The organism is Burkholderia pyrrocinia (genome assembly GCF_018417535.1).
GTDB classification, from domain to species: Bacteria; Pseudomonadota; Gammaproteobacteria; order Burkholderiales; family Burkholderiaceae; genus Burkholderia; species Burkholderia pyrrocinia_E.
Genome location: NZ_CP070977.1, coordinates 1,960,584 through 1,985,146, shown reverse-complemented (window position 1 = coordinate 1,985,146; position 24,563 = coordinate 1,960,584). Strand labels below are relative to the sequence as shown.

The window sequence follows — 24,563 nt, the reverse complement described above, 5'->3', positions numbered from 1 at the left end:
AGTATGACCAAATCCGAGTTGGTCGCGCAGCTGGCATCGCGATTTCCGCAACTTGTCCTCAAGGATGCGGATTTCGCGGTGAAAACGATGCTCGATGCGATGTCCGATGCCTTGGCAAAAGGGCACCGTATCGAAATTCGGGGTTTCGGCAGCTTCGGCCTCAACCGTCGCCCGGCGCGCGTCGGACGCAACCCGAAGTCAGGGGAGAAAGTGCAGGTGCCCGAGAAATTCGTGCCGCACTTCAAGCCTGGCAAGGAATTGCGCGAACGCGTCGACGGCCGCGCCGGTGAGCCGCTGAAGGCTGACGATCCGGACGACGAGCGTTGAGCGTCGTTCGGTTTGCCCGGAACCTGTCCGGCAAAGGCTGAAAAGAAAAGCGCCCCTAGCGGGCGCTTTTTTCATTTCCGGCGATCGCGGCGCAATGGGGCGCGCAGGATCTGCGCAGCCGCGGAAACGCTTCCTTTACAATACGGGTCGATTCGGTGCGACGAAGGGGAGTCGCGCGCCGCGGCAAACCGCAACAAAGAGAGGGCTTCATGAAGTTTATCGTCTGGCTGATCCGGGTATTGGTGTTCGTACTGCTGCTGGTGCTCGCGCTGGCCAATACGCAAACCGCGACGCTGAATTTTGTTGCCGGCTATGCGTGGCAAGCGCCGCTGATCCTGATCGGCCTGGCGTTCTTTGCCGTGGGGCTGCTGGCCGGCCTGCTGTCCGCGCTGCCTTCGATCTTCCGTCTGCGCCTCGAGAACGGGCGCCTGAAGCGCGATCTGCGCGCGGCGCGCGAAACGCCTGCCGTCATCGACCAGCCGCCGATGCCGCCCGTCATTTAACACGGACGCCGCGCGACAATCGCGCGGTTTTCGTCTCTGCTTCGATATTTCGCATGGATCTGGATTTCTGGTGGTTGCTCGCGATTCCGGTCGCGTTCGCGCTCGGTTGGGTGGCGTCACGCTATGACCTGAAGAATCTCCTGTCGGAGAGTGCCAACCTGCCGCGATCGTATTTTCGCGGCCTGAATTTTCTGTTGAACGAACAACCCGACAAGGCGATCGACGCGTTCATCGAGGTCGCCAAGCTCGACCCCGAGACGGTCGAGCTGCACTTCGCGCTCGGCAACCTGTTCCGCCGTCGCGGCGAAACCGACCGTGCGATCCGCGTGCACCAGAACCTGCTGAGCCGCACGGACCTGCCGGTCAACGAGCGCGACCACGCGCTGTACGAGCTCGGCCAGGACTTCCTGAAAGCCGGCCTGCTCGATCGCGCCGAGGAGGCGTTCCACAAGCTCGCCGACGGCGACTACGCGCTCGGTGCGCAGCGGGCGCTGCTGACGATCTACGAGATCGAGAAGGACTGGAACAAGTCGATCGACACTGCGAAGCGCATCGAGTCGATGAGCGACAAACCGCTCGGCACCGAAATCGCGCAGTTTCACTGCGAACTCGCGCAGGACGCGCTGCAGCGCAAGAACGCCGCCGCGGCCGAAGAACAATTGCGGCTCGCGCTGACCGTGAACCCGCAGAACGTTCGCGCGACGATCCTGTCCGGCGATGCCGCGGAGGCGGAGGGCAACCACACGGCCGCGATCGAGCACTGGAAGCGCGTCGAAGCGCAGAACCCGGCATATCTGCCGCTCGTCGCCGACAAGCTGATGAAGGCCTATGTCGCGCTCGGCAGGAATGTCGACGGCGCCGAGTTGCTGATGGGGTATGTCGATCGCTATCCGTCGAACGACCTGCTCGACATCGCGTATCAGCACATCGCGGGGTTGCGCGGCCAGGATGCGGCGCACATGCTCGCGCGCACGCAGATGGAGAAGGCGCCGAACCTGTCGGGGATGCTGCACCTGCTCGATGCGCAGATTACGGCGGCCGACGAACCGCGTCGTAAGGAACTTGAAATGATGCGTGCGCTGATCAAGCAGCGCACGAAAAATCTGCCACGGTATACGTGCCAGAATTGCGGTTTCCGGGCGCGGCTTTTCTACTGGCAGTGCCCCGGATGCAGCGGCTGGGAAACCTATGCGCCGCGCCGCGTCGAACCTGCGATGTCGAGCTGATCCCGGCACGCGGAGCCAACGCGCTGCGGTTGTCGCCGGGCTTGTCCCGGCGGCCAAGTTAGTCAATTACCGGGAAGTACCGGAACATCTATGAAAATCACCATCATCGGCACCGGCTATGTCGGCCTCGTCACGGGCGCATGCCTCGCGGAGATCGGTCACGACGTCTTCTGTCTCGACGTCGATCCGCGCAAGATCGACATCCTGAATAACGGCGGCATGCCGATTCACGAACCGGGGCTGCTGGACATCATCGCGCGCAACCGTGCGGCGGGACGCCTGCGCTTCTCGACCGACATCGAGGCGAGCGTCGCGCACGGCGAGATTCAGTTCATTGCGGTCGGTACGCCGCCCGACGAGGACGGCTCGGCCGACCTGCAATACGTGCTCGAGGCCGCGCGCAACATCGGCCGCCACATGACGGGCTTCAAGGTGATCGTCGACAAGTCGACGGTGCCGGTCGGCACCGCGCAGCGCGTGCGCGGCGTGGTCGACGAGGCGCTTGCCGCACGCGGGCTCGCGGGCAGCGTCGCGCATCGCTTCTCGGTCGTGTCGAACCCGGAGTTCCTGAAGGAAGGCGCCGCGGTCGAGGATTTCATGCGTCCGGACCGGATCATCATCGGCGTCGACGACGACGAGACGGGCACGATCGCGCGCGAGAAGATGAAGAAGCTTTACGCGCCGTTCAATCGCAACCACGAACGGACGATCTACATGGACGTGCGTTCGGCCGAATTTGCGAAATATGCGGCGAATGCGATGCTCGCGACGCGCATCTCGTTCATGAACGAGATGTCGAATCTCGCCGACAAGGTCGGTGCCGACATCGAGGCCGTGCGCCGCGGGATCGGCTCCGATCCGCGCATCGGCTACCACTTCCTGTACGCGGGCGTCGGCTACGGCGGCTCGTGCTTCCCGAAGGACGTCCAGGCGCTGATTCGCACCGCGGGCGAGAACGGCCAGCCGCTGCGCATCCTGGAAGCCGTCGAGGCGGCCAACCATGCACAGAAGGACGTGCTGATCGGCAAGATCGAGCAGCGTTTCGGCGCCGACCTGACCGGCCGCGAGTTCGCGGTCTGGGGCCTTGCGTTCAAGCCGAACACCGACGACATGCGCGAGGCGCCGAGCCGCCGCCTGATCGCCGCGCTGCTCGAGCGCGGCGCGACCGTGCGCGCATACGATCCGGTCGCGGTCGACGAGGCGCGGCGCGTGTTCGCGCTGGATTTCGGCGACGATGCGGCGGCGCTCGCGCGGCTGCATCTCGTCGACACGCAGGACGTCGCCGTGACGGGCGCGGACGCGCTCGTGATCGTGACCGAATGGAAGGAATTCCGGAGCCCCGATTTCATGCGCCTGAAGGCCGAACTGAAGGCGCCGGTGATCTTCGACGGGCGCAACCTGTACGAGCCGGACGCGATGGCTGAACTGGGCATCGACTATTACGCGATCGGCCGGCCGTATGTCGATCCCCAGTCGTCCTCCCGTGGCTGACCGCACGATGAATACTCCCCGCGAAGTCGTTCAGGTGCCGCGCGAGCAGATCGCGCGTTCGCGCGTGCTTGTCGTCGGCGACGTGATGCTCGACCGTTACTGGTTCGGCAACGTCGAGCGCATTTCGCCGGAAGCGCCGGTGCCGGTCGTGCACGTGCAGCGTCAGGAAGAGCGGCTCGGCGGCGCGGCCAACGTCGCGCGCAATGCCGTGACGCTCGGCGGCCAGGCCGGGTTGCTGTGTGTCGTCGGTTGCGACGAACCCGGCGAGCGGATCGTCGAGCTGCTGGGCAGCAGCGGTGTGACGCCGCATCTCGAGCGCGACCCGACGCTGCCGACCACGATCAAGCTGCGCGTGCTCGCGCGCCAGCAGCAACTGCTGCGCGTCGACTTCGAGGCAATGCCGACGCACGAGGTGCTGCTCGCGGGGCTCGCGCGTTTCGACGCGCTGCTGCCGCAGCACGACGTCGTGCTGATGTCGGATTACGCGAAAGGCGGCCTGACACACGTCACGACGATGATCGAGAAGGCCCGTGCGGCCGGCAAGTCCGTCCTTGTCGACCCGAAGGGCGACGACTGGGCGCGCTACCGTGGCGCATCGCTGATCACGCCGAACCGCGCGGAATTGCGCGAAGTGGTCGGGCAGTGGAAATCGGAAGACGATTTGCGCGCGCGCGTCGCGCATCTGCGCGCCGAGCTTGACATCGACGCGCTGCTGCTCACACGCTCGGAAGAGGGGATGACGCTTTTTTCCTCCACCGGCGAACTGCACGCACCGGCGCTCGCGCGTGAGGTGTTTGATGTGTCGGGCGCGGGCGATACCGTGATCGCGACGATCGCGACGATGCTCGGCGCGGGTGTGCCGCTCGTCGATGCGGTCGTGCTAGCGAATCGCGCGGCAGGCATCGTGGTCGGCAAGCTCGGCACGGCCACGGTGGACTACGACGAACTGTTTCACTGAGTGCGTTCGGCGGCGCGACGAGCGCGTCGCATGAACAGCTCGCATTTTTCAGGCAGGATGATCATGACCCTCATCGTCACCGGCGCAGCCGGCTTTATCGGCGCGAACATCGTCAAGGCGCTCAACGAGCGCGGCGAGACGCGCATCATCGCGGTCGACAACCTGACGCGCGCGGACAAGTTCCGGAATCTCGTCGATTGCGAGATCGACGACTATCTGGACAAGACGGAATTCGTCGAACGCTTCGCGCGCGGCGATTTCGGCAAGGTGCGCGCGGTGTTCCACGAAGGCGCCTGTTCGGACACGATGGAAACCGACGGCCGCTACATGATGGACAACAACTTCCGCTATAGCCGCGCGGTGCTCGACGCCTGCCTCGCACAGGGCGCGCAGTTCCTGTACGCGTCGTCGGCCGCGATCTACGGCGGCTCGACGCGTTTCGTCGAGGAGCGCGACGTCGAGGCGCCGCTGAACGTGTACGGCTATTCGAAGTTCCTGTTCGACCAGGTGATCCGTCGCGTGCTGCCGACCGCGAAGAGCCAGATCGCCGGCTTCCGCTATTTCAACGTGTACGGCCCGCGCGAGACGCACAAGGGGCGCATGGCGTCGGTTGCGTTCCACAACTTCAACCAGTTCCGCGCGGAAGGCAAGGTGAAGCTGTTCGGCGAGTACAACGGCTATGCACCGGGCGAGCAGACGCGTGACTTCGTGTCGGTCGAGGACGTCGCAAAAGTGAACCTGTTCTTCTTCGATCATCCGGAGAAGTCGGGCATCTTCAACCTCGGCACCGGGCGTGCGCAGCCGTTCAACGACATCGCGTCGACGGTCGTGAACACGCTGCGTGCGCTCGACAACCTGCCGCCGCTGACGCTCGCGCAGCAGGTCGAGCAGGGGCTGATCGAATACGTGGCATTCCCCGATGCGTTGCGCGGCAAGTACCAGTGCTTCACGCAGGCCGACCAGACGAAACTCCGCGTGGCCGGCTACGACGCACCGTTCCTGACCGTGCAGGAAGGTGTCGACCGCTACGTGCGTTGGCTATCCGGCCAGGTTTAAGCGGAAGCGTTGCATCGATAGACTGGGTCTCACGGTCGGCAGCCGCCGGCCGTTTTCATCGGAGATCCAGCACATGATCAGGAAATGGTTTGCCGCAGCGGTCATGCTCGGCGCAGTCGCGTCGGCCTGGGCGGCCGTCGACGTCAACACCGCGAACGAGGATGCGCTCGTCGGCATCAAGGGCATCGGCCCGGCGCGGGCGAAGGCGATTCTCGACGAACGCGGCGCGCGCGGTCCGTTCAGGAATGCGCAAGATCTCGCGTCACGCGTGAAAGGCATGGGCGGCCATACCGTCGAGCGACTTCAGCAGGAAGGGCTGACGATAGGCGCGGCCGGCTCAGGCGCGGCCGGCGCAGGCACCGCGGCCGCACCGGTCGCGGGCAAGCCGGCGGCCGCAAAGCCTGCCGCTGCACCTGCCCGCACCGCGCAGAAGTAACGCGTCGCGCGCGACAGGCAAAGGGCTCCTTCAGTCGCCGTCTTTGCGACGGCTTCCCGCGGCACGCCGCGGGTTTTTTGCGTGCACACTGCGTGCGCGGCGATCGCGCGTCGCGCCGCATGCGTATTCCATCGTCGCAAAGGGGTTGCCGGCGCGAGCGGCGGTGCTGGTTTACAATCGATCGATTGATCGGCCTCGTACTCACGGTATTCCCATGGCTTACAAAACTATCGAAGACACGATCGGCAATACGCCGCTCGTGCAACTGGTCCGCTTGCCGGACGACGAGATTCGCGCGCGCAACAACGTGGTGCTCGCGAAGCTCGAAGGCAACAACCCGGCCGGTTCCGTGAAGGATCGCCCGGCGCTGTCGATGATCAGCAAGGCCGAGGCACGCGGGCACATCAAGCCGGGCGATACGCTGATCGAGGCGACGAGCGGCAACACCGGCATCGCGCTCGCAATGGCAGCGGCGATCCGCGGCTACAAGATGGTGCTGATCATGCCGGAGGACCTGTCGGTCGAGCGCCGCCAGAGCATGGCCGCTTACGGCGCCGAAATCGTCCTGACGCCCGTGAAGGGCGGGATGGAACTGGCGCGCGACCTCGCGGACCAGATGCAGCGCGAAGGCAAGGGCGTGATCCTCGACCAGTTCGCGAATCCCGACAATCCCGTTGCGCACTACGAAGCGACGGGCCCGGAGATCTGGCGCGATACCGACGGGCGCGTCACGCACTTCGTGTCGGCGATGGGCACGACCGGCACGATCATGGGCGTGTCGCGGTATCTGAAGGAACAGAATCCCGCGATCGAGATCGTCGGTGCGCAGCCGGAAGAAGGTTCGCGCATTCCGGGCATCCGCAAGTGGCCGGAAGCCTATCTGCCGACGATCTTCGATCGCAGCCGCGTCGACCGCGTCGAGAACGTGAGCCAGGCCGCCTCCGAAACGATGGCGCGCCGGCTGGCGGCTGTCGAAGGCATCTTCGCTGGCATTTCGTCTGGCGGCGCGTGCGAAGTCGCGATGCGCATCGCGCGTCAGGTGGAGAACGCGACGATCGTGTTCATCATCTGCGATCGCGGCGACCGCTATCTGTCCACGGGCGTGTTCCCGGCCTGAGCCCGGCCCGCACCCGCCCAAAGAAAAAACGCCGCAGTTGCGGCGTTTTTTCTTTGGGCGGGTGCGTTGCTTACTGCGCTTGCGCGTCGTCGGCGGCCGGCTTCAGCGCGCCGCTCGCTTCCATCTGCGCCTTCACGGCCTCGCCGAGCTGATACACGGTGAGTGCGTAGAAGAAGCTGCGGTTGTAGCGCGTCAGCACGTAGAAATTCTTGAGTCCGAGCATGTATTCGGTCGCGCGCCCCGGCGACGGCAGGTCGACCACGGTCACCGGCGTGGCGGCTTCGGTGGTGATGTTGACCGCCGGTTCGTTCAGCGTCATGCCCGCGCGCATCAGTTGCGACAGCGCCCAGTGCGGTTCGGGCTGGCCGTCGGCGGCGGCCTGTGCGATGCCCAGGCTGCCCGTATCGGGCGTGATCTGCCAGACCACCGGGCGGTCGGTTTCCCAGCCGTGCTGCTTCAGGTAGTTCGCGACGCTGCCGATCGCGTCGACGGGACTGCTGCGCAGATCGACGTGGCCCGTGCCGTCGAAGTCGACGGCATATTCGCGGATGCTGCTCGGCAGGAATTGCGGAATCCCGATCGCGCCCGTATACGAGCCGAGCACGGTGGTCGGGTCGAGCTGGTTGTCGCGGGTCCAGACCAGGAAATCCTCGAGGTTCTTGCGGAACGTTGCCTGGCGGCTGTCGCGATTCGGGGTGTCCGGATAGTCGAACGTGAGCGTCGTCAGCGCATCGAGCACGCGGAAATTGCCCATGTAGCGGCCATAGATCGTCTCGACGCCGATGATGCCGACGATCACCTCGGGCGGCACGCCGAATTCCTCGGATGCACGCTGCAGCGTCGCCTGGTTAGCCTTCCAGAACTTCACGCCCGCATTGATGCGGATCGGCTCGATGAAACGCGAGCGATAGACGCGCCAGTTCTTGACCGTCGGCGACGCGGCCGGTTTCACGAGCTTGACCGCCGTTGCCGAATAGCTGATGCGCGAGAACAGCGCATGCAGGCTTGCGGAGTCGAAGCCGTTGCGGCTCACCATCTCGTCGATGAATGCGTCGACCTTGGCGTTGTTCGCGTAACGCTGCGGAACGATTTCCTCTTCGAAGGTCTGGCCTTGCGGCGCCGGCTGCTGGGGCTGGGCCTGTGCGACGAGCTTGCCGGCAGGCTTCGCAGGCTGCGTCTGCGCGCCGGCAGGCGCGGCGCCGAGGGCTGCGGCGACGGCTGCGGCAGCGACGAGCGGAGCGCGAACACGGAACAGCGCGGAGAGAAGGGCGGCAGGCTTGCTGGAATTCATGTCGAAGCGGGCGGACAGGGCGATTGGGTTCGGCGCAGTATACCCGACGCATCCCACGCGCCGGGGCGATGCAGGCCCCCATTGTGGTAAGTTAGCGGCGAATTCGCGGCAGACGATGGACATCATTGATGGAGACCTGCGGCGCACTGCGCGCTGCGGATGACAGCTTATGGCAACCGCTTTCTATACGCACCCCGACTGCATGCTGCACGAGATGGGGGAATGGCATCCGGAATGCCCGGCCCGATTGTCGGCGATCCAGGATCAACTGATCGCGAGCCGCATCGACGATCTGATCGTGCACGAAACCGCGCCGTTCGCGAGCGAGGTGGCGCTGGGCCGCGTGCATACGCAGGCACACATCGACTACATCCGAGGCATGACGCCGGTCGACGGCTACGTCGAGATCGATCCCGATACGCTGATGAACCGCGACACGTGGCGCGCGGCACTGCGCGCGGCCGGTGCCGCGATCGCGGCGACCGACGCAGTGATCGAAGGCCGCTATGCGAATGCGTTTTGCAGTGTCCGGCCGCCCGGCCACCATGCGGAGCCCGCGCGCGCGATGGGTTTCTGCTTCTTCAACAACGTCGCGATCGCCGCACGGCATGCGCTCGACGTACACGGCATCGAGCGTGTCGCGATCATCGATTTCGACGTGCACCACGGCAACGGCACCGAGGCGGCATTCGCGAACGACGAGCGCGTGCTGATGTGCAGTTTCTTCCAGCATCCGTTGTACCCGTTCTCGGGCGCCGATCACCAGGCGCCGAACATGGTCAACCTGCCGATGCCCGCGCGCAGCAACGGGATGGCGATCCGCGAAGCCGTCGACATGTTCTGGCTGCCGCGTCTCGACGCGTTCAAGCCGCAGATGCTGTTCGTGTCGGCCGGCTTCGATGCGCATCGCGAGGACGACATCGGCAATCTCGGCCTCGTCGAAGCCGACTTCGAATGGCTGACCGCGCAGATCGTCGACGTGGCGCGTCGTCATGCGCAGGGCCGCATCGTGAGCTGCCTCGAAGGCGGCTACAACCTGTCCGCGCTCGGGCGCAGCGTCGTCGCGCATCTGCGCGTGCTGGCCGGCATCTGACCGGCCGGCCGCCGCCGGCGTGTGCGCTTGATCAGCGAGCCGGCACGCGCGCGTGAATCCACGCGATCAGCGCGTCGATCACGCGATCGCGTTCGAGATCGTTCATCGTTTCGTGGAAGCCGCCTTCGTATAGCGTCAGCGTGCGATCGGGCGAGCCGACGCGCGCGCCGAACGCTCGGCTGCCGTCGGGTTCGGTCAGCTTGTCCTCGGTGCCGTGATAAACGAGCACCGGGACGCGCAGCGCGCCGCGGCCGCGTTCGATGCGCGCCATCGCGTCGAGAATCTCCGCACCGGTGCGTGCGGGCACCGCACCGTGATGCACGAGCGGATCGGCGCGATTGGCCGCGACGATGGCCGGATCGCGCGACAGCAGCGCCGCATCGATCCGGATCGCGGGGAAGGTCGGCCACGCGCGGCTGATGACGCGGCTCACCGCGAGCATCCAGCGCGGCACGTCGCGCCCCGGTGCGAGCGCCGGGCTCGACAGCACGAGGCCCGTCAGCGCGTGGCCGCGGGCCGGCGCGCGTTCGATCGCGTACAGCGCGGCGACCGCGCCGCCCATGCTGTGTCCCATCAGGAACAGCGGCGTATTGCCGCGCGCGGCTTCGGCAACCAGCGCATCCGCATCGTTCAGGTAACCGTCGAAACGCTCGACCCAGGCCCGCTTGCCGGGCGACTGGCCGTGCCCGCGCAGATCGATCGCGAGCACGTCGATGCCGGCCGCGTTCAGCCGGCCGGCGAGCGCGGCATAGCGGCCCGCGTGTTCGGCGAGGCCGTGCACGAGCGCGATCGTCGCGCGCGGCGGCGCGGTGCCGTCGCCGGCCGGCCAGCGGTACGACGCCAGTTCGAGCCCGTCCGCGGTGCGCAGCCGACCCATTTTCGGCGCGGGCGGCGACGCAGGCGCCGATCCGGCGGTGGCAGGTGCGGCGGCCGGCGTGGTGATGGCGGTCATCTGGCGTGTCCCTGTTCGTTGGTCGGTGTTCCGGATCATAGTCGCGGCATTGTTGCGGCGGGCCAGCAGCGCCCCTCTAATTTCGTGAAGTTATGAAAAGATCGAAATCGATTATTAAGTGGAATGAGGGGTTTGCGGTAAAATCGCCGGCTATTCCAGATGCATCGGCGGCCGACTGGCGGGCCTGCTCGCCAGCCGGTCGCCGTTTTGTTTACATGATCGAATTACGTAATCTTTCGCAGCGTTTCCCCGGGCCGAGCGGCTGGGTCGAGGCGCTGCACAACGTCAACCTGACGATCCCGCAGGGCGAGGTGTTCGGCATCATCGGCCGAAGCGGCGCCGGCAAGAGCACGCTCGTGCGCACCATCAACCTGCTCACGCGGCCGACCGAAGGCAATGTCGTCGTCGGCGGGCGCGATCTCACGCTGCTGCCGGCAGGCCAGCTGCGCGAGGCGCGCCGCGAGATCGGCATGATCTTCCAGCACTTCAACCTGCTGTCGTCGCGCACGGTGTTCGACAATGTTGCGCTGCCGCTGGAGCTGGCCGGCGCTAGCCGTTCCGAGATCGAGGCAGCGGTGCTGCCGCTGCTCGACCTCGTCGGGCTGTCCGCGCAGAAGGATCGTTACCCGTCGCAGATCAGCGGCGGACAGAAGCAGCGCGTCGGCATCGCACGCGCGCTCGCGAGCCAGCCGAAGGTGCTGTTGTCGGACGAAGCGACGTCCGCGCTCGATCCCGAGACCACACGTTCGATCCTCGACCTGCTGAAGCGCATCAATCGCGAGCTCGGCCTGACGATCGTGCTGATCACGCACCAGATGGAAGTGATCAAGCAGGTGTGCGATCGCGTCGCTGTGCTCGATGCGGGGCGCGTGGTCGAGGAAGGCCGCGTGATCGACGTGTTCCTGCAGCCGCATCACGAAGTGACGCGCGCGCTGATCGGCGACGTGATCGCGCAGGAACTGCCGCCCGCGCTGAAGGCGCGCGTGGCCGAGCGGTTGAAGACGGGCAGCGGGCATCTGCTGCGGCTCGCGTTCACGGGCTCGGGTGTCGACCAGCCGATCCTGTCGGAGACGATCCGCCGGTACGAACTCGATTTCAACATCCTGCACGGCCAGATCGACGAGATCCAGGGGCAGGCATTCGGTTCGCTCGCGGTGCTCGCGGGCGGCGAGCCGGGCAAGGTCGGGCAGGCGCTCGCGTTCCTGCGCGAGCAAGGTGTGGTGGTAGAGGAGCTTTCGTATGTTGAGTGAGATGTTCGATATGTTCGTGCAGTCGTTCTGGGAGACGCTGATCATGGTCGGCATCTCCGGGGCGGTCGGCGCACTCGTCGGCCTGCCGCTCGGCGTGCTGCTCTATCTGACCGACCGCCAGGGCGTGCTGCAGAACCTCGCCGTGAATCGTGTGCTCGGCGGCATCGTGAACGCCGTTCGCTCGACGCCGTTCATCATCCTGCTGGTCGCGGTGATTCCGTTTACGCGGCTCGTGACGGGTTCGTCGATCGGCACGGCCGCGGCGGTCGTGCCGCTGACGCTGGCGGCCGCACCGTTCATCGCGCGTCTCGTCGAGACGGCGCTGCGCGAAGTCGACCGCGGGCTGATCGAGGCTGCGCAATCGATGGGCGCGACCACGTCGCAGATCGTATTCAAGGTGCTGCTGCCCGAATCGCTGCCGGGCGTCGTTGCGGGCCTGACGATCACGTTCGTGTCGCTGGTCGGCTATTCGGCGATGGCAGGTGCGATCGGCGGTGGCGGGCTCGGCGATCTCGGGATCCGCTACGGCTACCAGCGTTATCTGCCGGAAGTGATGTGGACGGTCGTCGCGATCCTGATCGTGTTCGTGCAGATCGTGCAGTCGTTCGGCGACTGGCTCGTCCGCCGGCTGAGCCACAAATAAGACGAAACTGATCCGTTAGGGGAGAGAGACGATGCAACGACGCTTCATGCTGAAGTTCGCGGCGGCACTCGGCGCAGCCGCGCTGTTCGCGGGCGCGCACGCACAGGCCGAAACCATCAAGGTGGGCGTGACGGGCGGGCCGCACGCGCAGATCATGGAAGCGGTGAAGAAGGTCGCGGCGAAAAGCGGCCTCGAGATCCGCATCGTCGAATTCTCCGATTATGTGCAGCCGAACGCGGCGCTCGCGTCGGGCGACCTCGATGCGAACAGCTACCAGCACGATCCGTATCTGCAGGCGCAGGTGAAGGATCGCGGCTACAAGCTGATCAAGGTCGCGGATACCGTCACGTTCCCGATGGGCATCTATTCGAAGCGCGTGAAGTCGCTGGCCGAGCTGAAGCCTGGCGCGCGCGTTGCGGTCCCGAACGATCCGACCAACGGCGGCCGTGCGCTGCTGTTGCTGCAAAAGCAGGGCCTCCTGAAGCTGCGCGCGGATGCGGGGCTGAAGGCGACGCCGCTCGATATCGTCGACAATCCGCGCAAGCTGAAGATCGTCGAGCTCGATGCGGCGCAGATTCCGCGTTCGCTCGGCGACGTCGACGCGGCCGCGATCAATACCAACTACGCGATGGAAGCGGGGTTGAAGCCGAAACAGGACGCGATCGCGATCGAGGGCCCGAACGGTCCGTACGCGAACATCCTCGCGATTCGCGAGGCGGACCGGAACAAGCCGTGGGTCGCGAAACTGGTCGCCGCCTATCACTCGGCCGACGTGAAGCAGTTCATCGAAGGCAAGTTCGACGGCGCGGTCATTGCCGCCTGGTAAGGGCCGGAGCACGGGGCGCCCGGCGCGATTAGAGTTGATGATCGAAAACCCGGGCTTTGCGTCCGGGTTTTTTCTCTTTTAAAATAGAACGACCGTTCGCTATCATTGGCGCGTCGCCAAGAAGCGGTATCCTCGACAGCCACGATGGATGGGTCCGCTTGGCCGCGCAGTCATGAGGCCTCGCTATAGAATGGCCTCTGGTCGTATTCGTAACTTTGGAGCGTGTGCATGAAAATCCTGGTGCCAGTGAAAAGAGTGGTCGATTACAACGTGAAGGTCCGCGTGAAGTCGGACAACACGGGTGTCGACATCGCGAACGTGAAGATGTCGATGAACCCGTTCGATGAAATCGCCGTCGAAGAAGCCGTGCGCCTGAAGGAAGCGGGCGTCGCGACCGAAGTGATCGCCGTGTCGGTGGGCGTCACGCAGGCGCAGGAAACGCTGCGCACGGCGCTGGCGATCGGTGCGGATCGCGCGGTCCTCGTCGAGTCGAACGACAGCGTCGAGCCGCTGGCCGTCGCGAAGATCCTGAAGGCGCTGGTCGACAAGGAACAGCCGCAACTGGTGATCCTCGGCAAGCAGGCCATCGACGACGATTCGAACCAGACGGGCCAGATGCTGGCTGCGCTGGCAGGCCTGCCGCAAGCGACGTTCGCGTCGAAGGTGACGGTTGCCGACGGCAAGGCCACGGTCGCGCGTGAAGTCGACGGCGGCGCGGAAACGCTGTCGCTGACGCTGCCGGCGGTCGTGACGACCGACTTGCGCCTGAACGAGCCGCGCTACGTGACGTTGCCGAACATCATGAAGGCGAAGAAGAAGCCGCTGGAAATCGTGAAGCCGGAAGACCTGGGCGTGGATGTGACGCCGCGTCTGAAGACGCTGAAGGTGGTCGAGCCGCCGAAGCGCGCAGCCGGCGTGAAGGTGCCGGACGTGAAGACGCTGGTCGAGAAGCTGAAGACCGAAGCCAAGGTGCTGTAAGAGGGAGCGGATAGAAATGACGATTCTGGTGATTGCAGAACACGACAACGCGTCGATCAAGGCCGCGACGCTGAACACGGTGGCGGCGGCGGTGAAGATCGGCGGTGATATTCACGTGCTGGTCGCGGGCCACAATGCGCAAGCGGCTGCAGACGCAGCGGCAAAGATCGCGGGTGTTTCGAAGGTGCTGCTGGCCGACGCGCCGCAGCTCGAAGCAGGCCTGGCGGAAAACGTCGAAGCGACCGCGCTGAACATCGCGAAGGACTACTCGCACATCCTCGCGCCGGCGACGGCCTACGGCAAGAACATCGCGCCGCGCATCGCAGCGAAGCTGGACGTCGCGCAGATCTCGGACATCACCGCTGTTGACAGTGCTGATACGTTCGAGCGCCCGATCTACGCAGGCAACGCAATCGCGACGGTGCAGTCGAGCGATCCGATCAAGGTCGTCACGGTGCGTGCGACGGGTTTCGATCCGGTTGCGGCCGAAGGCGGCAGCGCAGCGATCGAGAAGATCGAAGCAGCGGCCGATGCCGGCAAGTCGCAGTTCGTGAGCCGTGAAGTGACGAAGCTGGACCGTCCGGAACTCACCAGCGCGAAGATCATCGTGTCGGGCGGCCGCGGTCTGGGCAGCGGAGAGAACTATACGAAGGTGCTGGAGCCGCTGGCCGACAAGCTGAGCGCGGCACTGGGCGCATCGCGCGCGGCAGTCGACGCGGGCTACGTGCCGAACGACTACCAGGTCGGCCAGACCGGCAAGATCGTCGCGCCGCAGTTGTACATCGCGGTCGGCATCTCGGGTGCGATTCAGCACTTGGCCGGCATGAAGGATTCGAAGGTGATCGTCGCGATCAACAAGGATCCGGAAGCGCCGATCTTCAGCGTGGCCGACTACGGCCTCGTCGGCGATCTGTTCGCGCTCGTGCCGGAGCTCGTGGCCGAGCTCGGCTGACACGGCGTGACGCTTCAGCGGTAAGCACACGGGAAAAGGGGCGCGACGAGCGCCCCTTTTTTTCGCCATCGACAGAAGAGAGCAGGGGAGACACACCATGAGTTATGTCGCACCCGTCAAGGACATGCTGTTCGTGCTGAAGGAACTCGCGGGCATCGACGCCGTTGCGCAGTTGCCGGGTTTCGAGGATGCCGGTTACGACACGGCGCAGGCCGTGCTCGACGAGTCCGCGAAATTCTGCGGCGAGGTGCTGGCGCCGCTGAACGTCGAAGGCGACCGCAACCCGAGCAGCTGGAAGGACGGCGTCGTGACCGCGACGCCGGGCTTCGCGCAAGCGTTTCGCCAGTTCGTCGAAGGCGGCTGGCAGGGGCTGCAGCATCCGGCCGAGTACGACGGCCAGGGGCTGCCGAAGCTGATCGCGACGCCGTGCATCGAGATGCTGAACGCGTCGAACCTGTCGTTCGCGCTGTGCCCGCTGCTGACCGACGGCGCGATCGAGGCGCTGCTGACGGCCGGCACCGACGCGCAGAAGCAGCGCTACGTGCCGAAGCTGATCTCGGGCGAATGGACCGGCACGATGAACCTGACCGAGCCGCAGGCGGGCTCCGATCTGGCGCTGGTGCGCTCGCGCGCCGAGCCGCAGGGCGACGGCACGTACAAGGTGTTCGGCACGAAGATCTTCATCACGTGGGGCGAGCACGACATGGCGGACAACATCGTCCACCTGGTGCTGGCGCGCACGCCGAACGCGCCGGAAGGCGTGAAGGGCATCTCGCTGTTCATCGTGCCGAAGTTCATGGTCAACGAGGACGGCTCGCCGGGCGCGCGCAACGACGTGCACTGCGTGTCGATCGAGCACAAGCTCGGGATCAAGGCGAGCCCGACGGCGGCGCTGCAGTACGGCGACCACGGCGGCGCGATCGGCTACCTGATCGGCGAAGAGAACCGCGGCCTCGAATACATGTTCATCATGATGAACGCGGCGCGCTTCGGGGTCGGGATGCAGGGGATCGGCGTGGCCGACCGCGCGTACCAGAAGGCGGCGGAATTCGCGAAGGAACGCGTGCAGAGCCGCCCGGTGGACGGCTCGGCCAAGCAGTCGGTGACGATCATCCATCACCCGGACGTGCGCCGGATGCTCGGCACGATGCGAGCGCTGACCGAAGGCGCGCGGGCGCTGGCGTACGTGGCGGCCGCGCACAGCGACCTTGCCCACCGCCATCCGGACGAGGCGACGCGTGCGCGTCATCAGGCAATCTACGAGTATCTGGTGCCGGTGGTGAAGGGCTGGAGCACGGAGATGGTGAACGACGTGGCGAGCCTGGGCGTGCAGGTGCACGGCGGGATGGGCTTCATCGAGGAGACGGGCGCGGCGCAGTACTATCGCGATGCGCGGATCCTGGCGATCTACGAAGGGACGACGGCGATCCAGGCGAACGACCTGGTGGGTCGCAAGACGATGCGCGACGGCGGCGCGGTGGCGCAGGCGCTGATCGCGGAGATCGGCGAGACGGTGGCGGCGCTGGGCAGGCTGGACGGTGCGGCGGCCGCGTCGATGAAGGCGCAGCTGGAAAAGGGTGCGGGTGCGCTGTCGTCGGTGGTGGACTACGTGGTGGCGAACGTGAAGCGGGACCCGAACGCGGTGTTCGCGGGCAGCGTGCCGTACCTGAAGCTGGCGGGCGTGGTGCTGTGCGGGTGGCAGATGGCGCGCGCGCTGGTGGCGGCGCAGGCGAACCGCGCGAGCGACCCGGCGTTCTTCGACGCGAAGATCGCGATCGCGCAATGCTATGCGGAGCACGTTCTCGTGCAGGCCGGCGCGCTCGAAGCGTCGATCGTCGGCGCGAAGGGCAACGAGAGTGTGCTCGCGTTGACGGAAGACCAGTTCTGATCCCGCAACGCATCCGATGAAATGAAAAAGGCGCCCTCTGGGCGCCTTTCTTCTTGATGCCGACCGACCCGCATTGCTGCGGGCAGCCGTGGCTTATGCGTATGCCGGGCGCGTCTGGCCGGCCACTTCCTTCAGGTAACGATGCACCGACAGGTCGTCGGCCTGGATCGCCGGCTTCTTGCCCGAGATCAGGTCTGCGAGCAACTGGCCCGAACCGCACGACATCGTCCAGCCGAGCGTACCGTGGCCGGTGTTCAGGAACAGGTTCGACACCGGCGTACGGCCGACGATCGGCGTGCCGTCCGGCGTCATCGGGCGCAGGCCCGTCCAGAACGTCGCCTTCGACGTGTCGCCGCCGCCCGGGAACAGGTCGTTCACGCACATCTCGAGCGTTTCGCGGCGCGCGGCGCGCAGGTTCTTGTCGAAGCCGACGATTTCCGCCATGCCGCCGACGCGGATGCGCTGGTCGAAGCGCGTGATCGCGATCTTGTAGGTCTCGTCGAGCACGGTCGACACGGGCGCGGCCGCTTCGTTGACGATCGGCGCGGTGATCGAATAGCCCTTCAGCGGATAGACCGGGATCTTCATCAGGTTCGAGATGAAGCTGGTCGAGTACGAGCCGAGCGCGACGACGTATGCGTCCGCGCGCACCGTCTCGCTGCCGCATTGCACGCCGGCGATCTTGCCGCCCGCAATCGCGAGCGCATCGATCGGCGTGTTGTAGCGGAACTTGACGCCGAGCGATTCGGCAAGCGCCGCGAGGCGCGTCGTGAACAACTGGCAATCGCCCGTTTCGTCGCCCGGCAGGCGCAGGCCGCCCGTCAGCTTGTGCGCAACGGCGGCGAGCGCCGGTTCGGCGTTCTTCAGGTCGGCCGGCGACAGCAGTTCGAACGGCACGTTCGCTTCCTGCAGCACGGCGATGTCCTTCGCCGCGCCGTCGAGTTGCTGCTGCGTGCGGAACAGTTGCAGCGTGCCGCCCGTGCGGCCTTCGTACTGGATGCCGGTGTCGGCGCGCAGCGCCTGCAGGCAGTCGCGGCTGTATTCGGCGAGACGGACCATGCGGCCCTTGTTGACCGAATAGCGCTCGGCCGTGCAGTTGCGCAGCATTTGCCACATCCACTGGAGCTGGAAGCGCGTGCCGTCGAGACGGATCGCAAGCGGTGCGTGCTTTTCGAACATCCACTTGACGGCCTTCAGCGGCACGCCGGGCGCGGCCCACGGCGCGGCATAGCCGGGGGAGATCTGGCCTGCGTTCGCGAAGCTCGTCTCGAGTGCCGGGCCGGCTTCCCGGTCGATCACCGTGACTTCATGACCGGCGCGCGCGAGGTAATACGCGCTTGCCACGCCCACTACACCGCTGCCCAGAATGACGACTCGCATAGCTGCTCCAGATGGAAGGGACCAGATCGAGGCCGGGCGCACCCGCGGCTCCGTGTAACCTCTAGCTGATCTAGTTTTTTGCGCTATGGTATTGTCGAATGTCCAGGTTTTGTTATCGTATTTTTCAGGTTTTCAGCATAAACAAATGAGAACACAACGTCAGCCCGTACGCTCGCTCGACAAGCTCGACCGGCGCATCCTCAAGCTGCTCCAGGACGACGGCCGGATGGCGATGAAAGACCTCGCGGAACAGGTCGGATTGACCGTCACGCCGTGCATCGAGCGTGTGCGGCGCATGGAGCGGGACGGCGTGATCACCGGCTATCACGCGCGGGTCGACCCGGGCCAGCTGGGTGCCGCGCTGCTGGTGTTCGTCGAGATCACGCTCGGCCACAAGGGCGGCAACATGTTCGAGCAATTCCGTCGGGAAGTGATGAAGATCGACGAGGTGCTCGAATGCCACCTCGTGTCCGGTGATTTTGACTACCTGATCAAGGCGCGGATCGGCGAGATGGCCGACTACCGGAAGCTGCTCGGCGACATCCTGCTGCAGTTGCCCGGCGCCGTGCAGTCGAAGAGCTATGTCGTGATGGAGGAAATCAAGGAGACGCTGACGATCGCGGTCGGCGAGTGACGTGCCGGCGGCCTGTTGTCGGGCCCCTTATCCTGCCCTTGGCATGCTGCACCCAATACTGTATAAATATACAGTATTGGGTGCAGGCGAATGGGTGGGCACATGGGCAATCGGTCCGACAACGAATTTCCGGTAGCGCCGCCCGCGCCCCGCAAGGGGCGCGGCGCGGTCGACAACCTGCAGGGGCGGTACGAGATCGCGCAGCGCGAAGCGGTCGACGACGGCTGGACGCACGAGTCGGACGATGCCGACTTCCCCGCGCCGCTTCGCACGCAGGTGTTCGAGGAGCGTGCGAAAAGCATCCTGACGCACAACCAGTCGCCCGATATTCCGTTCAGCGTATCGCTCAATCCGTATCGCGGTTGCGAGCACGGCTGCATCTACTGCTTCGCGCGGCCGACGCACAGCTATCTCGGCCTGTCGCCGGGGCTCGATTTCGAAAGCCGCATCTACGCGAAGGTCAATGCGGCCGAACTGCTCGAGCGCGAGATTTCGAGGAAGCGCTACATGCCGGAGCCGATCGCGCTTGGCGTCAACACCGACGCCTACCAGCCGGTCGAGCGCGACCTGCGCATCACGCGCAGCGTGATCCAGGTCATGCATGATCGCGGATTGCCGTTCGCCGCGATCACGAAATCGTCGCTGATCGAGCGCGATCTCGACCTGCTTGCACCGATGGCCGAGCGCGGGCAGGTGATGGCGGCGGTCACGATCACGACGCTCGACGCCGATCTTGCACGCACGCTCGAGCCGCGTGCGGCGACACCGGCGCGCCGGTTGCGCACGATCCGCGCACTGCGCGATGCGGGCGTGCCGGTCGGCGTGAGCATTGCGCCGGTGATTCCGTTCGTCACCGAGCCCGACATGGAGCGCGTGCTTGAAGCGTGCGCGGAAGCGGGCGCGACGCATGCGAGCTACATCATCCTGCGGTTGCCGTGGGAGGTCGCGCCGCTGTTCAAGAACTGGCTCACCGCGCATTTTCCCGATCGCGCGGAGCGCGTGATGAACCGCGTGCGCGACATGCGCGGCGGGAAAGACTACGACTCGGATTTCTCGAAACGGATGAAGGGCGAGGGGATCTGGGCCGACCTGTTGCGGCAGCGTTTCCGCCAGGCCGTCAAGCGGCTCGGGCTGAACGAGCGCGCGAACGGCATCCTCGATCTGTCGCAATTTCGCGGCGCGCCGGCCGCCGCGGTGTCGGCGCCGCGTGTTGCAGTACGTGCAGCCGGCGCGAAGTCTCGCGACGACATGCAGTTGAACCTGTTCTGACCGGCGCGCAATACCGGCGCCTGTTGGCGCCGGTGCGTCGCGTTCGCTGCGCTTACTGCGAAATCTGCTTCGCTGCTTCGACCTGCGATTCGAAATACGTCTGGAACGACAGCGCGAGCGCGGTCATCAGCAGGAACGCGCCGATCAGCAGCGAGAAGATCACGACGAAGATCACGGTCCAGCCCGACCGGCTGTGTTTGCCCGTTTCCGCGTTGAATTGCGCGTCCCACTTTTCGTCGGGGCGCAGCCCGTAGACGAGTGCGGCGATGAACGCCGCCAGGAGCGAGATCGCGCCGGGTAGCGCGAGCCACCAGCCGAGGCCGGCGCTGCGCTGGGTCGCGGCGAGCAGCAGGAAGCCCGGGATGCCGACGATCGTCGCGAGCAGGTGTGCCCAGCCGTACACATCGCGCAAGCCGTACAGATAGAAGCGATGCGCGCCGAGCGATCCGAACAGGAACGCGAGGGCGGCGGTGAGCGTCTTGGAGCGGAAGCGGCGGGACGGTGCGGTGCTGCTGGACATGGATGGCGGCGTATTGTCGTTGGCATGGGCGCCGGCGGGCCGGCCCGGGCGCGCGGCCCGGCACGCATTCTACGATGCCCGGTCGGGCCCGGTCACCCCCGGCCTGCGTCAAGGTGCCGCATAGGTCACGCGGTAGATTGCGCCTGCGTAGTCGTCGCTGACGAGCAGCGAACCGTCCGGCAGCGGCAGCACGTCGGCCGGGCGTCCCCATACCGTGCCGTCGGGCCGCAGCCAGCCCGTGACGAACGGGGTCTGGCGCGCGTGGCTGCCGTCCGCCGATACGACGACGCGCATCACGCGGTAGCCGACCTTCGTGCTGCGGTTCCACGAACCGTGTTCGGCGATGAACACGTTATTGCGATACGACGCCGGAAACATCGGCCCGGTATAGAAGCGCATGCCGAGTGCCGCGACGTGTGCACCAAGTTTCAATACAGGCGGTACATAGCGGCGGCATACGTCGGCGCTGCCGAATTCGGGGTCGGGCGTATCGCCGCCATGGCAGTAAGGAAAGCCGAAGTCGAGGCCGGCACGCGGTGCGCGGTTCAGCTTGTCGTCGGGCACGTCGTCGCCCATCATGTCGCGCCCGTTGTCGGTAAACCAGAGCTCGCCCGAATCGGGGTGCCATGCGAAGCCGACCGTATTGCGCACGCCGCGGGCGACGACCTCGCTTCCGCTGCCGTCGGCCTTCATGCGTGCGATGATCGCGTAGCGGCTGCGATCGGCGAGACAGACATTGCACGGTGCGCCGGTCGGCACGTAAAGCTTGCCGTCGGGGCCGAACGCAATGAATTTCCAGCCATGATGGTGTTCGGTCGGCAGCGCGTCGGTCACGACGACAGGGGGCGGTGGCTTGGAGAGGCGGTCATCGATGCGATCGAGGCGCAGGATGCGAGACACGGCGGATATATAGAGCGCCCCGTCGCGGTAGGCGACGCCGACGGGCATGTCGAGCCCGGACGCGATCACGTGGCGCGCGCTGATCCGGCCCTCGTGCATCTCGAACGCATGTACGCGGCCTTCCCGCGTGCCGACATACAGGATGCCGCGTGGCGACCACGCCATTTCGCGTGCGGTCGGTACCGCGTCGGTCAGCACTTCCACGTGGAAGCCGGGCGGCACGACGAGTTCATCGACCGGCAACGGCGCGGTAAACGCCGTTGCGGACGCGAGGCAGGCTAGGCCGGCAAGCAGCGCGATGAAACGGTGCTGCGCGCGGCGCGTCGGGGCGGCGCGAAGGAGCGGCATGACGGTCGGGAACGTCCTGGACACGACGATTGTATGCCCGGCAGACAGGCCGTCCGCGGATTTTTTCCGCGTAAGTGTTTGTTGTACCTCTGGTTTCCGGCTATAATCGCGTGTTTCAGTAGTTTCGAACCCGGTTTTCCGAAGGACATCATATGGTTATCATCCGTCTGGCTCGTGGCGGCTCGAAGAAGCGCCCGTTCTACAACATCGTTGCTACCGATTCGCGTAACCGTCGTGACGGCCGCTTCATCGAGCGCGTCGGTTTCTACAACCCGGTCGCCACGAAGGGCGAATCGCTGCGTATCGCTCAGGACCGCCTGACGTACTGGCAAGGTGTTGGCGCGCAACTGTCGCCGACCGTCGAGCGTCTCGTGAAGGAAGCGCAAAAGGCGCAACCGGCTGCCTAACATGGCACGGTGTGCCGGTCGTGCCGGCTGTGAGGTGCATTGATGGCGGGTCACGATTCCGGTAATGCAAGGCGCGGGCGTGCGTCATTCGGCGCATTCGTCCGCAAGCCGGTCGAGCGCGACGTTGTCGCGAACGCCGGACAGGCTGCCGAACCGGGCAGTCTTGAGGCGACGCAAGCCTGGCCCGACGATGCCGTCGAGGTCGGGGCGGTGGTCGACGCCTACGGCCTGAAGGGCTGGATCAAGGTGGCGACGCATGCCGACGCCGGTCGCGGCGGCGACGCGCTGCTGAACGCGCGCCGCTGGTGGCTGGAACGAGGTGCGGAGCGGCTTTCCGTCCGCATCATGCAGTCGAAGACGCACAGCGACACGGTCGTTGCGCAACCCGCGGGCGTCAGCGACCGCGATGCCGCGCTGGCCATGCGCGGCTTTCGCGTGTTCGTGCGCCGGGAAGATTTCCCGGCATTGGCCGCGGACGAATTCTATTGGGTCGACCTGATCGGTCTCGATGTCGTCAACGAGCAATCGGTGGCGCTCGGGAAGGTGAGCGGGATGATCGACAACGGCGTGCATTCGATCATGCGTGTCGAGTACCCGGCGACCGGCAAAGACGGTCAGCCGACTACCGACGAACGGCTGATCCCGTTTGTCGGCGTATACGTCAAAACGGTGGATCAGGCGGCGCGTCGTATCGTCGTCGACTGGGAAGCCGATTACTGAAATGAACCAGGTTAACGAGAGCGCGGTGCAGTTCGACGTCGTCACGCTCTTTCCCGAGATGTTCCGCGCACTGACCGACTGGGGAATCACCAGCCGGGCCGTCAAGCAAGGGCGCTTCGGGCTGCGCACCTGGAACCCGCGTGATTTCACGACGGACAACTACCGCACGGTCGACGATCGTCCGTACGGCGGCGGTCCAGGTATGGTGATGCTGGCCAGGCCGCTCGAAGCTGCGATCGGCGCGGCGAAGGCGGCGCAGGCGGAGCAGGGCATCGCGAGCACGCGTGTCGTGATGATGTCGCCGCAGGGCGCGCCGCTCACGCACGAGCGTGCGGTGCGGATGGCGCAGGAGCCGGGTGTCGTCGTGCTGTGCGGCCGCTACGAAGCGATCGACCAGCGCCTGCTCGACCGTTGCGTCGACGAGGAAATCAGCCTCGGCGATTTCGTGCTGTCGGGCGGGGAACTGCCGGCGATGGCGATGATGGATGCGGTCGTGCGGTTGCTGCCCGGCGTGCTGAACGATTCGCAGTCGGCCGTGCAGGACAGTTTCGTCGACGGCCTGCTCGATTGTCCGCACTACACGCGTCCCGAGGAATACGATGGCGTGCGCGTACCGGACGTGCTGCTCGGCGGGCATCATGCCGAGATCGAGCGGTGGCGGCGCCAGGAAGCATTGAGGAATACGTTGCGGAAGCGGCCGGACCTGATCGTCCGGGCGCGTCGCGAAAAGTTGTTGAGCCGTGCCGACGAGGCATGGCTTGCGAACCTCGCACGCGAAGCGAAGGACGCCTCCTGAGGCGGCGTCGCGGGCGGGAATTGGCGGTGCCGTACATGCGTGTGCGGCGCCTGATGTGAACCCATCCTCTGTCGGGGCCGGCCTGGAAGCAGGCAGGCGCAAACGCCGCCATGATGGCATTAGGAGTCAGTGATGAACCTCATCGCAAAACTTGAGCAGGAAGAAATCGAGCGCGCGCTCGCCGGCAAGACGATCCCCGAATTCGCCCCGGGCGACACGGTGATCGTGAACGTGAACGTGGTTGAAGGTAACCGCAAGCGCGTTCAGGCTTACGAAGGCGTCGTGATCGCGATTCGCAACCGTGGCCTGAACTCGAACTTCATCGTCCGCAAGATCTCGTCGGGCGAAGGCGTCGAGCGTACGTTCCAGACGTACTCGCCGCTGCTGGCGAGCATCGTCGTGAAGCGCCGCGGTGATGTGCGTCGCGCGAAGCTGTACTACCTGCGCGAGCGTTCGGGCAAGTCGGCTCGAATCAAGGAAAAGCTGGTGTCGAAGGATCGCACCGCAGCAGCTTCCCAAGAGTAAGATCTGTAAGGAAAAAGCACCCACCCGGGTGCTTTTTTCATTCTGGCGCGACAATATGCTCGATACGACACGAACCC

Annotated in this window: 26 protein-coding genes; 21 read left to right on the top strand and 5 right to left on the bottom strand. The window is 65.6% G+C overall.

Annotation, left to right across the window (positions count from 1 at the left end):
• Positions 1 to 3 precede the first annotated feature (3 nt).
• The 8 genes from JYG32_RS09245 to cysM all read left to right on the top strand — a co-directional run bounded on the left by JYG32_RS09245 (position 4) and on the right by cysM (position 7,114).
• The gene (locus JYG32_RS09245; RefSeq protein WP_006486894.1) at positions 4 to 327 is read left to right on the top strand and encodes an integration host factor subunit beta; all 324 of its coding nucleotides are present in this window, start codon (positions 4 to 6) and stop codon (positions 325 to 327) included.
• 209 nt (positions 328 to 536) lie between these two features.
• Complete coding sequence (locus JYG32_RS09240) at positions 537 to 830, top strand: lipopolysaccharide assembly protein LapA domain-containing protein (protein WP_012328123.1); 294 nt, start codon at positions 537 to 539, stop codon at positions 828 to 830.
• Positions 831 to 883: 53 nt separating this feature from the next.
• A complete protein-coding gene (gene lapB, locus JYG32_RS09235; RefSeq protein WP_213263384.1) occupies positions 884 to 2,056 on the top strand; it encodes a lipopolysaccharide assembly protein LapB in 1,173 nt (390 codons plus the stop codon).
• A 90-nt stretch (positions 2,057 to 2,146) separates the two neighbouring features.
• Positions 2,147 to 3,547: a UDP-glucose dehydrogenase family protein gene (locus tag JYG32_RS09230; RefSeq protein WP_174383610.1), complete on the top strand. Its 1,401-nt coding sequence runs from the start codon at positions 2,147 to 2,149 to the stop codon at positions 3,545 to 3,547.
• 7 nt (positions 3,548 to 3,554) lie between these two features.
• Positions 3,555 to 4,505 carry a D-glycero-beta-D-manno-heptose-7-phosphate kinase gene (gene rfaE1 / locus JYG32_RS09225; protein ID WP_213263383.1) on the top strand — a complete coding sequence of 317 codons (951 nt, stop codon included), beginning with the start codon at positions 3,555 to 3,557 and terminating at the stop codon, positions 4,503 to 4,505.
• Positions 4,506 to 4,568: 63 nt separating this feature from the next.
• Positions 4,569 to 5,561, top strand: coding sequence for an ADP-glyceromanno-heptose 6-epimerase (gene rfaD, locus JYG32_RS09220; protein ID WP_174383608.1), 993 nt, complete (start codon positions 4,569 to 4,571; stop codon positions 5,559 to 5,561).
• A 73-nt stretch (positions 5,562 to 5,634) separates the two neighbouring features.
• Entirely contained in the window at positions 5,635 to 5,997 is a 363-nt protein-coding gene (locus JYG32_RS09215; protein ID WP_174383607.1) for a ComEA family DNA-binding protein, read from the top strand.
• A gap of 214 nt (positions 5,998 to 6,211) precedes the next feature.
• Positions 6,212 to 7,114: a cysteine synthase CysM gene (gene cysM / locus JYG32_RS09210; RefSeq protein WP_213263382.1), complete on the top strand. Its 903-nt coding sequence runs from the start codon at positions 6,212 to 6,214 to the stop codon at positions 7,112 to 7,114.
• A gap of 70 nt (positions 7,115 to 7,184) precedes the next feature.
• Here cysM and mltB read toward each other — a convergent pair whose 3' ends face one another.
• Positions 7,185 to 8,531 carry a lytic murein transglycosylase B gene (gene mltB, locus JYG32_RS09205; RefSeq protein WP_213263381.1) on the bottom strand — a complete coding sequence of 449 codons (1,347 nt, stop codon included), beginning with the start codon at positions 8,529 to 8,531 and terminating at the stop codon, positions 7,185 to 7,187.
• 43 nt (positions 8,532 to 8,574) lie between these two features.
• On the opposite strand from mltB, the gene JYG32_RS09200 reads away from it, so the two are divergent.
• A complete protein-coding gene (locus JYG32_RS09200) occupies positions 8,575 to 9,498 on the top strand; it encodes a histone deacetylase family protein (protein WP_174383604.1) in 924 nt (307 codons plus the stop codon).
• Positions 9,499 to 9,529: 31 nt separating this feature from the next.
• On the opposite strand, the gene JYG32_RS09195 is transcribed toward JYG32_RS09200, so the two are convergent.
• Positions 9,530 to 10,450: an alpha/beta hydrolase gene (locus JYG32_RS09195; protein WP_213263380.1), complete on the bottom strand. Its 921-nt coding sequence runs from the start codon at positions 10,448 to 10,450 to the stop codon at positions 9,530 to 9,532.
• A gap of 215 nt (positions 10,451 to 10,665) precedes the next feature.
• Here JYG32_RS09195 and JYG32_RS09190 point away from each other — a divergent pair, with 215 nt between their 5' ends.
• The 6 genes from JYG32_RS09190 to JYG32_RS09165 all read left to right on the top strand — a co-directional run bounded on the left by JYG32_RS09190 (position 10,666) and on the right by JYG32_RS09165 (position 16,987).
• Positions 10,666 to 11,700, top strand: coding sequence for a methionine ABC transporter ATP-binding protein (locus tag JYG32_RS09190; RefSeq protein ID WP_174384375.1), 1,035 nt, complete (start codon positions 10,666 to 10,668; stop codon positions 11,698 to 11,700).
• Positions 11,690 to 12,343 carry a methionine ABC transporter permease gene (locus tag JYG32_RS09185; RefSeq protein WP_006486982.1) on the top strand — a complete coding sequence of 218 codons (654 nt, stop codon included), beginning with the start codon at positions 11,690 to 11,692 and terminating at the stop codon, positions 12,341 to 12,343. The genes JYG32_RS09190 and JYG32_RS09185 overlap by 11 nt, the downstream gene beginning before the upstream one ends.
• A gap of 31 nt (positions 12,344 to 12,374) precedes the next feature.
• The gene (locus JYG32_RS09180) at positions 12,375 to 13,169 is read left to right on the top strand and encodes a MetQ/NlpA family ABC transporter substrate-binding protein (protein WP_213263379.1); all 795 of its coding nucleotides are present in this window, start codon (positions 12,375 to 12,377) and stop codon (positions 13,167 to 13,169) included.
• A 228-nt stretch (positions 13,170 to 13,397) separates the two neighbouring features.
• Complete coding sequence (locus JYG32_RS09175; protein ID WP_213263378.1) at positions 13,398 to 14,147, top strand: electron transfer flavoprotein subunit beta/FixA family protein; 750 nt, start codon at positions 13,398 to 13,400, stop codon at positions 14,145 to 14,147.
• A 16-nt stretch (positions 14,148 to 14,163) separates the two neighbouring features.
• A complete protein-coding gene (locus JYG32_RS09170; RefSeq protein ID WP_174384378.1) occupies positions 14,164 to 15,099 on the top strand; it encodes an electron transfer flavoprotein subunit alpha/FixB family protein in 936 nt (311 codons plus the stop codon).
• Positions 15,100 to 15,196: 97 nt separating this feature from the next.
• Positions 15,197 to 16,987 carry an acyl-CoA dehydrogenase gene (locus JYG32_RS09165; RefSeq protein WP_213263377.1) on the top strand — a complete coding sequence of 597 codons (1,791 nt, stop codon included), beginning with the start codon at positions 15,197 to 15,199 and terminating at the stop codon, positions 16,985 to 16,987.
• Positions 16,988 to 17,080: 93 nt separating this feature from the next.
• Here JYG32_RS09165 and JYG32_RS09160 read toward each other — a convergent pair whose 3' ends face one another.
• Entirely contained in the window at positions 17,081 to 18,367 is a 1,287-nt protein-coding gene (locus JYG32_RS09160) for a D-amino acid dehydrogenase (protein ID WP_174383153.1), read from the bottom strand.
• A 145-nt stretch (positions 18,368 to 18,512) separates the two neighbouring features.
• On the opposite strand from JYG32_RS09160, the gene JYG32_RS09155 reads away from it, so the two are divergent.
• Together JYG32_RS09155 and JYG32_RS09150 are read left to right on the top strand one after the other, a co-directional pair.
• Positions 18,513 to 19,001 carry an Lrp/AsnC ligand binding domain-containing protein gene (locus JYG32_RS09155; protein ID WP_012492860.1) on the top strand — a complete coding sequence of 163 codons (489 nt, stop codon included), beginning with the start codon at positions 18,513 to 18,515 and terminating at the stop codon, positions 18,999 to 19,001.
• A 90-nt stretch (positions 19,002 to 19,091) separates the two neighbouring features.
• Complete coding sequence (locus JYG32_RS09150) at positions 19,092 to 20,270, top strand: PA0069 family radical SAM protein (RefSeq protein WP_433960821.1); 1,179 nt, start codon at positions 19,092 to 19,094, stop codon at positions 20,268 to 20,270.
• Positions 20,271 to 20,322: 52 nt separating this feature from the next.
• Here the strand turns inward: JYG32_RS09150 and JYG32_RS09145 are convergent, their stop codons facing one another.
• Positions 20,323 to 20,790: an NINE protein gene (locus JYG32_RS09145; RefSeq protein ID WP_174383155.1), complete on the bottom strand. Its 468-nt coding sequence runs from the start codon at positions 20,788 to 20,790 to the stop codon at positions 20,323 to 20,325.
• Between the two features lie 108 nt (positions 20,791 to 20,898).
• A complete protein-coding gene (locus JYG32_RS09140) occupies positions 20,899 to 22,038 on the bottom strand; it encodes a PQQ-dependent sugar dehydrogenase (protein WP_213263375.1) in 1,140 nt (379 codons plus the stop codon).
• A gap of 152 nt (positions 22,039 to 22,190) precedes the next feature.
• Here JYG32_RS09140 and rpsP point away from each other — a divergent pair, with 152 nt between their 5' ends.
• The 4 genes from rpsP (at position 22,191) to rplS (ending at position 24,486) form a co-directional block, all read left to right on the top strand.
• Positions 22,191 to 22,445, top strand: a complete 255-nt coding sequence (rpsP, locus tag JYG32_RS09135; protein WP_006050280.1) for a 30S ribosomal protein S16 — start codon at positions 22,191 to 22,193, stop codon at positions 22,443 to 22,445.
• Between the two features lie 42 nt (positions 22,446 to 22,487).
• Entirely contained in the window at positions 22,488 to 23,165 is a 678-nt protein-coding gene (gene rimM, locus JYG32_RS09130) for a ribosome maturation factor RimM (protein WP_065500478.1), read from the top strand.
• A 1-nt stretch (position 23,166) separates the two neighbouring features.
• The gene (trmD, locus tag JYG32_RS09125) at positions 23,167 to 23,961 is read left to right on the top strand and encodes a tRNA (guanosine(37)-N1)-methyltransferase TrmD (RefSeq protein WP_096472767.1); all 795 of its coding nucleotides are present in this window, start codon (positions 23,167 to 23,169) and stop codon (positions 23,959 to 23,961) included.
• A gap of 132 nt (positions 23,962 to 24,093) precedes the next feature.
• Positions 24,094 to 24,486 (top strand): 50S ribosomal protein L19, encoded by a 393-nt coding sequence (gene rplS / locus JYG32_RS09120; RefSeq protein ID WP_011883860.1) that lies wholly within the window; start codon positions 24,094 to 24,096, stop codon positions 24,484 to 24,486.
• Positions 24,487 to 24,563: the final 77 nt, after the last annotated feature.

What these genes read in the sequence shown, in the direction of transcription:
- JYG32_RS09245 (WP_006486894.1), top strand. Translation starts at nt 4, where the DNA reads ATGACCAAATCCGAGTTGGTCGCGCAGCTGGCATCGCGATTTCCGCAA.
- JYG32_RS09240 (WP_012328123.1), top strand. Translation starts at nt 537, where the DNA reads ATGAAGTTTATCGTCTGGCTGATCCGGGTATTGGTGTTCGTACTGCTG.
- lapB (WP_213263384.1), top strand. Translation starts at nt 884, where the DNA reads ATGGATCTGGATTTCTGGTGGTTGCTCGCGATTCCGGTCGCGTTCGCG.
- JYG32_RS09230 (WP_174383610.1), top strand. Translation starts at nt 2,147, where the DNA reads ATGAAAATCACCATCATCGGCACCGGCTATGTCGGCCTCGTCACGGGC.
- rfaE1 (WP_213263383.1), top strand. Translation starts at nt 3,555, where the DNA reads ATGAATACTCCCCGCGAAGTCGTTCAGGTGCCGCGCGAGCAGATCGCG.
- rfaD (WP_174383608.1), top strand. Translation starts at nt 4,569, where the DNA reads ATGACCCTCATCGTCACCGGCGCAGCCGGCTTTATCGGCGCGAACATC.
- JYG32_RS09215 (WP_174383607.1), top strand. Translation starts at nt 5,635, where the DNA reads ATGATCAGGAAATGGTTTGCCGCAGCGGTCATGCTCGGCGCAGTCGCG.
- cysM (WP_213263382.1), top strand. Translation starts at nt 6,212, where the DNA reads ATGGCTTACAAAACTATCGAAGACACGATCGGCAATACGCCGCTCGTG.
- mltB (WP_213263381.1), bottom strand. Translation starts at nt 8,531, where the DNA reads ATGATGTCCATCGTCTGCCGCGAATTCGCCGCTAACTTACCACAATGG.
- JYG32_RS09200 (WP_174383604.1), top strand. Translation starts at nt 8,575, where the DNA reads ATGGCAACCGCTTTCTATACGCACCCCGACTGCATGCTGCACGAGATG.
- JYG32_RS09195 (WP_213263380.1), bottom strand. Translation starts at nt 10,450, where the DNA reads ATGACCGCCATCACCACGCCGGCCGCCGCACCTGCCACCGCCGGATCG.
- JYG32_RS09190 (WP_174384375.1), top strand. Translation starts at nt 10,666, where the DNA reads ATGATCGAATTACGTAATCTTTCGCAGCGTTTCCCCGGGCCGAGCGGC.
- JYG32_RS09185 (WP_006486982.1), top strand. Translation starts at nt 11,690, where the DNA reads ATGTTGAGTGAGATGTTCGATATGTTCGTGCAGTCGTTCTGGGAGACG.
- JYG32_RS09180 (WP_213263379.1), top strand. Translation starts at nt 12,375, where the DNA reads ATGCAACGACGCTTCATGCTGAAGTTCGCGGCGGCACTCGGCGCAGCC.
- JYG32_RS09175 (WP_213263378.1), top strand. Translation starts at nt 13,398, where the DNA reads ATGAAAATCCTGGTGCCAGTGAAAAGAGTGGTCGATTACAACGTGAAG.
- JYG32_RS09170 (WP_174384378.1), top strand. Translation starts at nt 14,164, where the DNA reads ATGACGATTCTGGTGATTGCAGAACACGACAACGCGTCGATCAAGGCC.
- JYG32_RS09165 (WP_213263377.1), top strand. Translation starts at nt 15,197, where the DNA reads ATGAGTTATGTCGCACCCGTCAAGGACATGCTGTTCGTGCTGAAGGAA.
- JYG32_RS09160 (WP_174383153.1), bottom strand. Translation starts at nt 18,367, where the DNA reads ATGCGAGTCGTCATTCTGGGCAGCGGTGTAGTGGGCGTGGCAAGCGCG.
- JYG32_RS09155 (WP_012492860.1), top strand. Translation starts at nt 18,513, where the DNA reads ATGAGAACACAACGTCAGCCCGTACGCTCGCTCGACAAGCTCGACCGG.
- JYG32_RS09150 (WP_433960821.1), top strand. Translation starts at nt 19,092, where the DNA reads ATGGGTGGGCACATGGGCAATCGGTCCGACAACGAATTTCCGGTAGCG.
- JYG32_RS09145 (WP_174383155.1), bottom strand. Translation starts at nt 20,790, where the DNA reads ATGTCCAGCAGCACCGCACCGTCCCGCCGCTTCCGCTCCAAGACGCTC.
- JYG32_RS09140 (WP_213263375.1), bottom strand. Translation starts at nt 22,038, where the DNA reads ATGCCGCTCCTTCGCGCCGCCCCGACGCGCCGCGCGCAGCACCGTTTC.
- rpsP (WP_006050280.1), top strand. Translation starts at nt 22,191, where the DNA reads ATGGTTATCATCCGTCTGGCTCGTGGCGGCTCGAAGAAGCGCCCGTTC.
- rimM (WP_065500478.1), top strand. Translation starts at nt 22,488, where the DNA reads ATGGCGGGTCACGATTCCGGTAATGCAAGGCGCGGGCGTGCGTCATTC.
- trmD (WP_096472767.1), top strand. Translation starts at nt 23,167, where the DNA reads ATGAACCAGGTTAACGAGAGCGCGGTGCAGTTCGACGTCGTCACGCTC.
- rplS (WP_011883860.1), top strand. Translation starts at nt 24,094, where the DNA reads ATGAACCTCATCGCAAAACTTGAGCAGGAAGAAATCGAGCGCGCGCTC.